Source organism: Rhodovulum marinum (assembly GCF_004343075.1).
In the GTDB taxonomy this organism is placed as follows: Bacteria; Pseudomonadota; Alphaproteobacteria; order Rhodobacterales; family Rhodobacteraceae; genus Rhodovulum; species Rhodovulum marinum.
This window is the reverse complement of record NZ_SLXP01000006.1, coordinates 24,253-35,965: the sequence shown is the minus strand read 5'-3', so window position 1 is coordinate 35,965 and position 11,713 is coordinate 24,253. Positions and strand designations below refer to the sequence as shown.

The window sequence follows — 11,713 nt, the reverse complement described above, 5'->3', positions numbered from 1 at the left end:
CCAAAAAAACCCGCCGGATCACTCCGGCGGGTTTCCGCAACCAAACAATCAGCCCCGGCAGGGCGGATCAGGACTCCATCACCTCGCCATCGCCGCCGTCGTCATCCCCCATATGAAAGTCCAGCCCGTGTGCCGCACGGATCTTGTCCTCGATCGACAGAGCGATCTCGGGGTTCTCCCTCAGGAAATTCTTTGCATTCTCCCGCCCCTGCCCGATCCGTTCATCGCCATAGGAAAACCAGGACCCGGATTTCTCTACCACGCCAGCCTTGACGCCCAGGTCGATCAATTCGCCGGTCTTCGAGATGCCTTCGCCATACATGATGTCGAATTCCACCTGCTTGAACGGCGGGGCCACCTTGTTCTTGACGACCTTCACGCGGGTTGCGTTGCCCACGACCTCGTCGCGGTCCTTGATCGCACCGATCCGGCGAATGTCGAGCCGCACCGAGGAATAGAATTTCAGGGCGTTGCCACCGGTCGTGGTTTCAGGGCTTCCGAACATCACGCCGATCTTCATCCGGATCTGGTTAATGAAGATCACGGTGCATTTCGACCGGCTGATCGACCCCGTCAGCTTGCGCATCGCCTGGCTCATCAACCGGGCCTGAACGCCAACGCTGGAATCGCCCATGTCGCCTTCGAGTTCCGATTTCGGGGTCAGCGCGGCGACCGAGTCGACCACCACCATGCTGACCGCACCGGATCGAACCAGCGTATCGGTGATTTCCAATGCCTGCTCGCCGGTGTCCGGCTGCGAAATCAGCAACTCGTCAAGGTTTACGCCCAGCTTCTTCGCGTATTGCGGGTCAAGCGCATGTTCGGCGTCGACAAAGGCGCAGACGCCGCCCTTTTTTTGCTCCTCGGCCACGCAATGCAGCGTCAGCGTCGTCTTGCCCGAGCTTTCGGGGCCATAGATCTCGATGATGCGCCCCTTGGGCAGCCCGCCGATCCCCAGCGCGATGTCGAGGCCCAGCGAGCCGGTCGAGGTGGCCTCGATCTCCTGCACCGGGTTGTCGGCACCGAGCCTCATGATCGAGCCCTTGCCGAACTGCCGCTCGATCTGCGCGAGCGCGGAATCGAGGGCCTTCTGCTTATCGGAGTTTTGCTTGTCCACCATGTCCAGAAGGTTTGCTGTGCCCATGTTTTCAATCCTTATTCCACACCCGGGAGCGGGCGGCAATGATCGCTTTTGTTCGCCTCTTGTTCTCATTCTTATGAGATCAAAGCGCGAACATTTCAAGTCAAATTCGAACTTCCCCAGCATTCCGGGAAACGGTTAAGGATTGGTTCACGCGCTTCGGCAAAAGTTGCCGCAGGCCATACGGAGCATGTCGATGTTGCTGTTCGCGCGCGAAAGACTGGCGCTTCTGGCGGTGCCCAAGACAGGATCGACCGCCTGGGCCGCGGCGCTCGGAGAGCGGGCCGACATGGTCGTGCGCGCCCCGCCCCCGCTGAAACACATGACCTTGCGGCGTTTCCGCACCCGGCTAGTGCCGGTCTTGGAACGGGCAGGTCTAACCGGCATAGAAACGGTGGCCGTGATCCGCCAACCAGAGGAATGGCTGGGCAGTTGGTATCGCTACCGCGCGCGGCCCGCCCTGGCCGGGCGCGCCGCCAGCACCCGGGGCATCAGCTTCGAGGACTTCGTGATCGCCTATCTCGGGACCGACAGGCCGGCCTATGCCGATCTGGGGTCACAGTCCCGCTTCGTCGCGCCGGGCAGCGACAGGCGCGGAGTGGACCATCTCTTTCGTTACGACGACCCGAAAGCGCTCCTCGATTTCATGCAGACGCGCCTTGGCGAACCGATCAAACTGCCCCGGCGCAATGCTTCACCGACCGCCCCGCTGAACCTGTCCGCTGCGACACGTGCCCGGCTTCGGCGCGAACGGGCCGAGGATTTCGCGCTTTACGACGCGCTCGGAGCGGTCTGACCGGAGGGGCTGGCGCCGGCGGGTCTGGTCGGGGCGCGCAATTGCCGTTGCACGGTCGTGGTCAGGTCGGACAGAGAAAACGGTTTCGGCAGGTATACCGAGTTCGGAATACGACCGCGGATTTCACCAAAACTGTCCTCGGCATACCCCGAAACGAAGACCACGCGGGTCCCCGGCCGATCCTTCAACGCCTTCGCGACCCACCCGGGTCCGTCCAGCCCGGGCATCACCACGTCGGTCACGAATACATCGACCTTGAGTTCGGGATCCGAAAGGATTTCCAGCGCCTGCTCGCCGCTCTCGGCCTCGAGCACGGTATGGCCGCGCATGGTCATCGCACGTGCCGCAAACGAACGCACCGGGGCCTCGTCCTCGACCAGAAGGACCACGCCGGCGTCTGGCGCATCATCCTCGGCCTGGGTCTCGGCAAGTGCATCGGTCTCGGCGCCACCGCGATAAGCGGGCAGGTACAAAGTGAATGTGCTTCCCTCGCCCGGCGCGCTGTCGACGAAGATGAAACCGCCAGTCTGCTTGACGATGCCATAGACGGTCGACAGGCCCAAGCCGGTTCCCTCGCCCGGACGCTTGGTGGTGAAGAACGGTTCGAAAATCTTCGTCAGCCGGTCGGGCGGAATTCCTTCACCCTCGTCGCGCACCCGCACCACGGCATAGGCACCCGCTGGCACCACCGCGCGGTCGCGCCGCATTTCGGTCGACAAATCAAGCGCCGCGGTTTCCAATCGGATCTCGCCGCCACTGGGCATGGCATCGCGGGCGTTCACCACGAGGTTCATCACGACCTGTTCCAGCTTCCGCTTGTCGGCGCGGATCGGCGGCAGGTCATCGCCGTGACTGATACGCAGCTTGACCCGTTCGCCAACCAGTCGATCCAGCAAATGGGCCAACTCGCCCATCGTGTCGCGCAGGTCCAATACCTCGGGACTAAGCGTCTGTTTGCGAGAAAAGGCCAACAACTGGCCAACAAGCGACGCCGCACGATTGGCGTTTTGATGGATCTGCACGAGGTCTCCATAGTCGGGGTCGCCCGCATCATGGCGCAGCATCAACAGGTCGCAATGACCCGATATGGCTGTCAGCAGGTTGTTGAAATCATGCGCCACACCGCCGGCCAACTGGCCGATCGCCTGCATTTTCTGGCTTTGCGTGAACTGTGCCTCGAGGGTTTTCATCTCGGTGACGTCGTGAAGCACCGCGACAAGCCCGCTGCCCTCCATCCGCGCAAGGGCGACCTGCACGAAAAGCTCGCAATCGGAACGCGCAACGCGCAACACTTCGGCCATGTTGCTCGCGCGTCCCTCAGCGGCCTCGGCCAGCCAGTCGCTGACCGGACGCCCCAGGCCTTCCAGGCGATCGCAAAGGTTCAGCGGTTGATCTGGATCGCCCCCCAGGAACTGCCGCGCACGCACATTGGCCAACCGCACCGTACCGTCGATGTCGAGTTGCAGGATGGCCACGGGGAGTGCATCTAGCAGCCCCTCGGGGGGGCGCGTCTCACCCACCGCAGCCCCGGGAGGAAGAATGTAAAGCTCGCTCGTTCCGTCGCGTCCGCGAAGCGTCATCAACCGACGCCGCGCCGGCCCTTTGCACGTGTCGATCTCGATTTCGTCACCAACGGCGTGCGACGGCGGCGGCGCACCGCGGCGCAGTTCCGCCAGGGAGGCAGGGCTGCGGCCCAGCAAACCGCGCGCCGCCGCGTTCAGCGTAAGAACCTTGCCTTCGGAATCGAGCCGAAGCATCGGAAGGGCGCTGTCGGTCGCGGGTGGCTCTCCGCCATCGACATGCCACATGAACACCCCCGGCGCGACTCGTTCGACGTTCAGGCGCAGGTTTCCCTCGGATCCAGGCCGGACATGTGTCGCGCTTTCGCCGCGGGCAGCGGCCGAGATCAGGCCCGCTACCGCCCGCTCGGGATCGGCGAAAATCGCAGCCAAAGCCGCGGCCAATGGCTGACCGCGTGCCGCGGGCACCCGGCGCAACGCGGCGGTATTGGCCATCAGGACACGTCCCCGCCGGTCGGTCAGCACACATGCCCCAGGCGCACCCGAACATAACCGGCGCAAACGGCCGGCCGGCAGGCGCCTGCCCCAAAGGTCCGCAAGACGTAATACGGTTGCCAGCGCCGCCAACGTGCCGGCCGCCGACAGCAAAAGCACAGCCAGCCAGTGCATCGGTGTCGCCCGCGCCACCAACGCAAGCGCGATGCCGCACAGCAGAATGGCCCAGGCTCTCTCGGCATAGAATGCCGCAGACTGACTGATATTTGAAATCGCAGGGGAAAGTCGCGGCACGTCGACAGCCTCGGGACGGATTCGGATCGCTGTGTCAGTTTGGGCCGGCGGCGGTTAACCATCTGTTAACGCAGCGTCCTGCAGGCGGCAGATCGCTTAGGTACGGCGCAATACCGCCGCGTAGAATCCATCGCCTCCGTCCAGCGGGGTCAGGCGGCGTTCGTCAATCATGTGCCAGCCCGGTTCGCGTCCCAGAAAGGCCGCGACACGCGCTCTGTTTTCGACTGCGATCAGCGAACAGGTCGCATAGCCAAGGGCACCACCGGGCGCGACAAGCTTTGCCGCCGACGAAAGGATCGCGTCCTGCGTGGCTGTCAGTCGCGCAAGATCGTCGGGAGAGGTCCGCCATTTCGCCTCGGGTGACCTCCGCCATGCACCACTGCCCGAACAGGGCACATCGCACAAAACCAGGTCGAAGGGGGGGCCACCTTCCAGATCCGCCCGGGTCATCCTGCGCACCCCGACACCCGCGCGCGTGGCGCGCTCCGGCAGGTCGCGCATCCGTTCGGGCGCCGCGTCGAAGGCGTGAAACCGTGCCTTCGCGCGGCCCGCCAGCGCCAGAGTCTTGCCACCGCCGCCGGCGCAGTAATCCAGCACGCGGCCCTCTGGCGGAATAGGCATCAGATCAGCCACCGCCTGACTTGCCGCGTCCTGCAACTCCACCAATCCCTCCATATAGGCCCGGCTCCGCTGAACCCGTCGGGCGTTCTCCGTGACCTCCAACGCAGTCGGCGACAAAGGGTGCGGCCGGGTCGCTATGCCCTCTTCGGCAAGCGCCGCCGCAGCCGCCGCAAGAGACGTACGATGGGTATTCACACGCAGAAAGACCGGTGCCCGGTGCCGCAGCGCCTCCATCACCGGGCGAAAGTCGTTCCCCAGACTGTCGCGCAGCACCTCGGCCAACGCATCGGGGCAGTCGCAGGCGATCTCTTCGGGCAGATCGGCGACACGCCGGGGCGAGGCGCGCTCGGCCTCGGTCAGCGGGGGCGGGGCATGTCCGGCACCGCTGAAAACGGCGTCGAGGTCCTGACCCGAGGCCCGCAACAGGCCAAGCATCAGCCCGCGTCCGGTTTCAGCGCCGCCAAGCGCCGCACAGGACCGTCGGCAGCGCAGCGCGTCGAACACCAGATCGCGGATCGCGGCCCGGTCGCCCGAGCCCGCAAACCGGTTCTGCCGGCCCCAGGTGGTCAAAAGTTTCTCTATGGGCGCACCGGCCAGCCAATCGTCCAGAATGCCGATGGCTGCGGCAACCCGTGCGCCCGGGGTCACGCGACCCCCGTCGAGAAAAACATGAAGTTCGCCCCGCAAGCCGTTGACCAAATTGAATTGGGGGCCATCGTCACATCACCCGGTAATTCGGACTCTCCCGCGTGATCTGCACATCATGGACATGGGATTCCTTAAGCCCTGCCCCAGTGATCCGAACGAAGCGGCAGTTGCGACGCATCTCCTCCACCGTGGCACATCCGGTATAGCCCATCGCCGCGCGCAAACCGCCAACCAGTTGGTGAATTACAGCGCCCGCGGATCCCTTGTAGGGCACCTGCCCCTCGATCCCCTCGGGCACCAGCTTGTCTGACGCGGCATCTTTCTGGAAATAGCGGTCGGCCGAGCCACGCGCCATCGCACCCAGGCTGCCCATCCCGCGATAGGACTTGAAGGACCGGCCCTGGTACAGGATCACCTCGCCGGGGCTTTCGTCGGTTCCCGCGATCATCGACCCTACCATCGCGCAGGACGCCCCCGCCGCGATCGCCTTCGCGAAATCGCCGGAATACTTGATACCGCCATCGGCGATCACGGGAATATCGCCCGCAGCAGCGGCGCAATCCATGATTGCGGTCAGCTGCGGCACGCCCACACCCGCCACCATCCGCGTGGTACAGATCGAGCCCGGTCCGATGCCCACCTTGATCGCGTCCGCTCCAGCATCGATCAGCGCCCGCGTCGCCTCGGCGGTGGCGACGTTGCCGGCCATCACCTGCACCGCGTTCGTCATTCCCTTGATCCGCGCGACGGCCTTTGCCACGCCTTCGGAATGGCCATGCGCGGTATCGATCACGATCAGGTCGACGCCTGCGTCGATCAGCGCCTCGGAGCGTTCGAACCCCGCATCCCCCACCGTGGTCGCGGCGGCGACGCGCAACCGGCCCAGTTCGTCCTTCACCGCCTGCGGATTCAGAACCGATTTCTCGGTGTCCTTCAGCGTCAACAACCCGGTCAGCTTGCCCGCCTCGTCGGTGATCAAAAGCTTTTCGATCCGCCGCGCCTTCATGAGGTTCAGCGCCTCGCTACGGTCCACCGGTTCCTTGAGCACGGCAAGGTTCTGCGAGGTCATCATCGCGCTGACTGGCGTCGCATCGCTGGACGCGAAACGCATGTCGCGATTGGTCAGAATGCCGACCACGTGGCCCTTGCCGTCGACGACCGGGAATCCCGTAAAATTATACCGCTCGATCAAGGCCTTGGCATCGGCAAGCGTCTGATCTGGGGTCAACGTGATCGGGCTGTAGACGACCCCGGATTCAAATCGTTTGACCCGGCGCACCTCACGGGCCTGTTCCTCGACCGTCAGGTTGCGGTGGATCACGCCGATCCCGCCCGCCTGGGCCATCGCGATCGCCATCCGGTGTTCGGTCACCGTGTCCATCGCCGAAGACAGAAGCGGGATGTTCAGCCGGATCGACCGGGTGACATGGGTGCCGGTATCAGCCTGGCTCGGCAGAACCGAACTGGCACCCGGAACAAGCAGAACGTCATCGAAGGTAAGCGCCTCGCGAATCTCCATGGGGGTCTCCTGGGGAGTCTTCGTTTGGCGCTTCCCTATTTCATGTGGAGGCCGAAAAGGAAAGGGGCAAAAGGTCTGGGCAGGCGCCCCTAGCAACAGGTCTCTTCAAGGTAGGCCAGCAGGTCCAGCGCCTCGGTATCGCCTTCTTCCGCGAAGAAGGCCGAAAGCGTATTAACCTGCGACCCGATGAAGTGCAGGTTGTCCGCACCCATGCGACGTTTCTCGGCCAGTTTCTTCTCGAAATAACCAACCCAGCGGGATTCGGTGGTGGCCATTTGGCGGGCAAGCATGCCCATCAGGCGATCGGCGTTGCCGTCGCAATCGATTCCCTGAAAGCTGACATAGCGGTCGAGGGTGGCGTCGTTCATCGGTGGGGCATCCTCTTGGCGTTTCTCGCATGGCGCTACAAGCCCTTCCGACACTTGTCAGCGCTCCGAAAGCGGGATGGCCGGAAGACGCACAGTGCTGCCGCCGGATCGGGCAAGATCGGTCCGCCATGCCCAGCACGCGACCAGTTTGCGAATGCGCGGCGGACGATCGGCACTCCTGTCCCCGGTCCAAGACGCAGCTTGCTTCCACTTGTCCGGGGTTGGGATGATGCACCCGCTTCGTCGGGCGCGTGTCCGATGCGGCAGGTCTTCGGCCGAAAGGGATACCTTGTCAGACGCGGGCGGCGTTCGTGCGGGCCCCGAGGCCGCCCTTGGCCCAGGCCTGCATCACCTTGATAAGGATAGCCGGGATCGCGAGCGTGGCCACCACCAGCGCCACTCCGCCCAAGATGCGGAAGGCTGCGCCCTGCCCCGCTGCATCCATCGTCAGAAAGAAACTCGCCAGCGCGGCCAGCGGGAACGTGAAGGCACCCCACAGCGGCGAAAACCCCGCGGCCAGCAGCCAGCGCAGGCGGAACAGCAGCGCCAGCAGGACAAGCGCGGTCAGGACCGCAAAACACCAGGCAAGCGCGGGCAGCCCCAGTTGAACCGCCACGGTTCCGAACAGGCAGGCAGGTGCGATATGGATGGCAAGCAGCGGCCGCAGCGGGGCGGGTACGTCGGCACGGGCGAACTGGACAATGCTGGCGATCCAGATCGCGGCAGCACAAGCCCCGGTGGCGTATAGGATGATCGTCGCCAGTCCCACCTGGCCCAACGCCAACGCGGTCACCGCACCGACGATGAACCCCACGAATTGCAGGTGCCAGACCGGGCTGACGCGGCGTTGCTCGGCCGGGCCCGTCATGAGTATGCGTAGCACCAGCCCGACAAGCCCGAGATGTAGCACAAAGCCCATAGCGAGAAGCAGCCCGGCCAGACCCGGCACAAGTGGCACCAGCCCGGTGGCCAGCACATAGACCGACAGCACCATCGCAGAGAGACCGGCGCGCCCCGGCAATACCCGAAGATCCTCGGCCACGACGCCAGGATGGCGCATCGCCTTGAGTCCGTAGGCCAGAGCGCAGAACAGGAAAAGCAATGTGACCGCCCCGAGGATCAGGTCGGCCACCGCCCCCGGCACCGCGAAACTGAACGACGCACTGCGCCAGGCCAACCCAAGCGCCAAGGCGCCCAGTACCGGGGCAAAGATGGCAGGTGGCACCGCATCGCCGAAACGCGGACGCGGTGTGAAGACGGGGGGAACCTGCCGTGCCATACCCACCCATCTGCCACGGCCGCCCCCGCCGGGCAAGCCGCTTGCCCTGCCAGCGGCGATTGGCGAGGATCGCCCGGGCCGCAAGCGGAGGACAACGATGGCGGGACATGGCTACGACACGGGCCGGCTGGACCTTCCCTTCGTCGGGATTTGCACCTTCGGCAAACGGCCACATGCGGGTGATTGGGACCGGATCGAGGCAGATGCGGCCATCCTGGGAGCCCCCTTCGACGGCGGCACCCAGTTCCGGCCCGGCGCGCGGTTCGGGCCGCGCGCGGTGCGCGAGGCCTCCACGCTGTTCTCCTTCGGCCATGCCGGCGCCTATGACCACGAGGACGACGCGGTCTACCTGGGCCCGGACGTGCGGATCGTCGACATGGGGGACGCCGATATCGTGCATACTGATACCGAGACAAGCCACGCCAACATAGAGACCGGCGTTCGGGCCGCGTTGGCTGCGGGCGCCCTGCCCGTGCTGATCGGCGGCGATCATTCGGTCAACATCCCCGCCATCCGGGCCTTCGACGGGCAGGCGCCATTCCACATCGTCCAGATCGACGCCCACCTTGATTTCGTGGACGAACGCCACGGGGTGCGGCATGGCCATGGCAACCCGATGCGGCGGGCCGCCGAACGGGATCATGTCACCGGTTTGACGCAACTGGGCATTCGCAACGTCTCCTCGACCGCGCGCGAAGGCTATGAGGATGCCCGCGCAATGGGGGCGGACATCCTTTCGGTCCGGCAGGTCCGGCAGCTCGGCACCGAGGCCGTCGTGACGCGCATCCCGGCGGGCGCGCGGGTCTACCTGACCATCGACATCGACGCCTTCTGCCCCTCGATCGCGCCGGGAACCGGCACACCCAGCCATGGCGGATTCATGTATTACGAGGTTGTGGAACTGATACAGGGGATCGCGCGCCGCCATGATGTTGTGGGCCTGGACCTGGTCGAGGTGGCGCCGGATTATGACCCGGGCGGCGTCACCGCGATCCTGGCCGCACAGCTTCTCTTGAACACGCTGGGCTTCATCTTCCACGCACGCGGACAGACCACCCTGGCCTAGTTGAAGATATCGAAGATGAAAGACCGGGTTTCGCCGCAACCCCGCTCGGCGCGAAACTTCATCTCGCGCAGCTTGTTACCCGGGCTGAGGGTGATGGAATCGCGGATGCCCTTGATCGCGGCGAAATCATGCTGGCTCAGCCGCGAGATACAGTCCTGCGAAACGCCCGCGCGGCGTAACTCGGGCAGGACATCCCGGGCCAGTTGCGACTGCGCCATGACAGGCACGCCCGTCAGGGCGGCAAGCAGGGCAAGAGCGGCGGGGCGGATCATGGGGGCCTCCGGGCTTGGGTGATCGTGCACATCCTACTCGCGCCGCGCGCCACCGTCCAATCAGCCCACCGTGAGGGCCAACCGGATCAGAATGTCCCGACAGGCCCGCGGGCGATCCAAGAAAGGGCGTCGAATACCACCCGAGACCCCCTATTATACCCCGCTCGACGAAGGCCCAAAGCACGCCGAACGCAAAGCCCAACAGCAACAGCGTCACCATCCAGATCAGCGCCAGCTTTGGTCCGGCGCGGACGGCATGCAGCGGGCTGTGGCGGGCGCGGTCGATCCACGCGGTGACCGGACTTCCTCCGCATTCCGGCAAGGAAGGCCCGGCTAGACCCGTCCTACCGCGAAAGGATCGCTAAAGGCCAAGGCGCCGAGCCCACGCCCTCTTGGCACCAAGACGAGCCAACTCGGCATGAACGCCACGAGCATCGCCACCACCCGCGGCGGCGACGATGCCCAGATCGCCAATCAACGAACGAAATGGCCGATATCGCTCTCCGCCCCCCCCCTTTGACCCTATGGCAGAGCGGCCCAACCGCACCGCCCACGCAAGCCCATGCCCGGCCAGTTTTCCCTTGCCGCCCCGCCCCTGCCCGTTACTCTCTGCCCCAATGAAAAGACTTGGGAGGTTCGATCCATGAAAACGCTGACCACGGCGGCCGTTGCCGCGAGCATGACCTTCGCCTTCGCCAGCGAGGCGCTGGCCACCGAGTGGAACGTCTCGCTCTGGGGCAAGCGCCGCGCCTTTACCGAGCATGTCGAGAAGCTGGCGGAGCTGGTCAGCGAAAAGACCGGGGGAGAATTCACCCTGAACATCTCCTATGGCGGGCTGTCCAAGAACACAGAGAACCTTGACGGCATTTCCATCGGTGCCTTCGAGATGGCGCAGTTCTGCGCGGGCTATCATCGCGACAAGAACCCCTCGATCACCGTTCTGGAACTTCCATTCCTCGGCGTCGAAAGCCTGGAGCAGGAGCGCGAGATTTCCATGGCGCTCTACGACCACCCGGCGGTCAAGGCCGACCTGGCCCGCTGGAACGCCACGCTGCTGATGCCCTCGCCCTTGCCGCAGTACAATTTCGTGGGCGTGGGCGACGCGCCCCGCACGCTGGACGATTTCAAGGGGCTGAGCGTGCGCGCCACCGGCGGTATCGGCGCCGCGATGGAGACGATCGGCGCGGTGCCCACCTCGATGTCGGCGACCGAAGTGCGCCAGGCGCTGGATTCGGGCGTGGTCAAGGCGGTTTCCTTTGCGCCGCATGCCCACATGTCCTTCGGCACGATCGAAACCGGCAGCTGGTGGACGACCAACCTGAACCCCGGCACCGTGAACTGCCCCGTCGTGATCAACACCGACGCGCTGAATGCTCTGAGTGACACCGAACGCACGGCGCTTCTGGGCTCGGTCGACGAGGCGCTGGAATACTACATCGACTATTACAACAACCAGACGATGGCCAAATGGGGCCCGGCGCTTGATGAACGCGGGATCGAACGGGTCAGCTATGGCCCCGAAGAAATCGCCGCCTTCAAGGCAGCCGCCGCGGGTCCGGCCGCCACGGCTTGGATCGAAGAGAACAGCGCCCGCGGCCTGCCTGCGCAGGAGCTTTACGACTTCGTGACCGGCATGGTCGGACAATAACCCCTGACGCACCGTCCGCGCGTCCCGCGCGGACGGTGCTCGCCGG

At 64.9% G+C, this 11,713-nt stretch carries 10 protein-coding genes; 3 read left to right on the top strand and 7 right to left on the bottom strand.

Going from position 1 to position 11,713, the window contains the following annotated elements; genetic code table 11:
• Window positions 1-67 precede the first annotated feature (67 nt).
• Window positions 68-1,144, bottom strand: coding sequence for a recombinase RecA (recA, locus tag EV662_RS10385; RefSeq protein ID WP_132462100.1), 1,077 nt, complete (start codon window positions 1,142-1,144; stop codon window positions 68-70).
• A gap of 193 nt (window positions 1,145-1,337) precedes the next feature.
• Between recA and EV662_RS10380 the strand changes: the two genes are divergently transcribed.
• Window positions 1,338-1,937, top strand: a complete 600-nt coding sequence (locus EV662_RS10380; RefSeq protein WP_132462099.1) for a gamma-glutamyl kinase — start codon at window positions 1,338-1,340, stop codon at window positions 1,935-1,937.
• Here the strand turns inward: EV662_RS10380 and EV662_RS10375 are convergent.
• The 5 genes from EV662_RS10375 to EV662_RS10355 form a co-directional block, all read right to left on the bottom strand.
• Window positions 1,913-4,246, bottom strand: coding sequence for a hybrid sensor histidine kinase/response regulator (locus EV662_RS10375; protein ID WP_243695823.1), 2,334 nt, complete (start codon window positions 4,244-4,246; stop codon window positions 1,913-1,915). The genes EV662_RS10380 and EV662_RS10375 overlap by 25 nt on opposite strands.
• Window positions 4,247-4,342: 96 nt before the next feature.
• Window positions 4,343-5,515: an RsmB/NOP family class I SAM-dependent RNA methyltransferase gene (locus EV662_RS10370; RefSeq protein WP_132462098.1), complete on the bottom strand. Its 1,173-nt coding sequence runs from the start codon at window positions 5,513-5,515 to the stop codon at window positions 4,343-4,345.
• A 70-nt stretch (window positions 5,516-5,585) separates the two neighbouring features.
• Window positions 5,586-7,034, bottom strand: coding sequence for an IMP dehydrogenase (gene guaB / locus EV662_RS10365; protein WP_132462097.1), 1,449 nt, complete (start codon window positions 7,032-7,034; stop codon window positions 5,586-5,588).
• An 89-nt stretch (window positions 7,035-7,123) separates the two neighbouring features.
• On the bottom strand, window positions 7,124-7,402 hold the full coding sequence (cowN, locus tag EV662_RS10360; protein WP_132462096.1) for a N(2)-fixation sustaining protein CowN: 279 nt from the start codon (window positions 7,400-7,402) through the stop codon (window positions 7,124-7,126).
• Window positions 7,403-7,694: 292 nt separating this feature from the next.
• The gene (locus EV662_RS10355; protein WP_132462095.1) at window positions 7,695-8,681 is read right to left on the bottom strand and encodes a TDT family transporter; all 987 of its coding nucleotides are present in this window, start codon (window positions 8,679-8,681) and stop codon (window positions 7,695-7,697) included.
• Between the two features lie 97 nt (window positions 8,682-8,778).
• Here EV662_RS10355 and speB point away from each other — a divergent pair, with 97 nt between their 5' ends.
• Window positions 8,779-9,747 (top strand): agmatinase, encoded by a 969-nt coding sequence (gene speB, locus EV662_RS10350; protein ID WP_132462094.1) that lies wholly within the window; start codon window positions 8,779-8,781, stop codon window positions 9,745-9,747.
• Here the strand turns inward: speB and EV662_RS10345 are convergent.
• Window positions 9,744-10,019 (bottom strand): hypothetical protein, encoded by a 276-nt coding sequence (locus EV662_RS10345; protein ID WP_132462093.1) that lies wholly within the window; start codon window positions 10,017-10,019, stop codon window positions 9,744-9,746. The two genes, speB and EV662_RS10345, sit on opposite strands and share 4 nt — an antisense overlap.
• Before the next feature lie 643 nt (window positions 10,020-10,662).
• Between EV662_RS10345 and EV662_RS10340 the strand changes: the two genes are divergently transcribed.
• Window positions 10,663-11,667 carry a C4-dicarboxylate TRAP transporter substrate-binding protein gene (locus EV662_RS10340; protein ID WP_132462092.1) on the top strand — a complete coding sequence of 335 codons (1,005 nt, stop codon included), beginning with the start codon at window positions 10,663-10,665 and terminating at the stop codon, window positions 11,665-11,667.
• Window positions 11,668-11,713 lie beyond the last annotated feature (46 nt).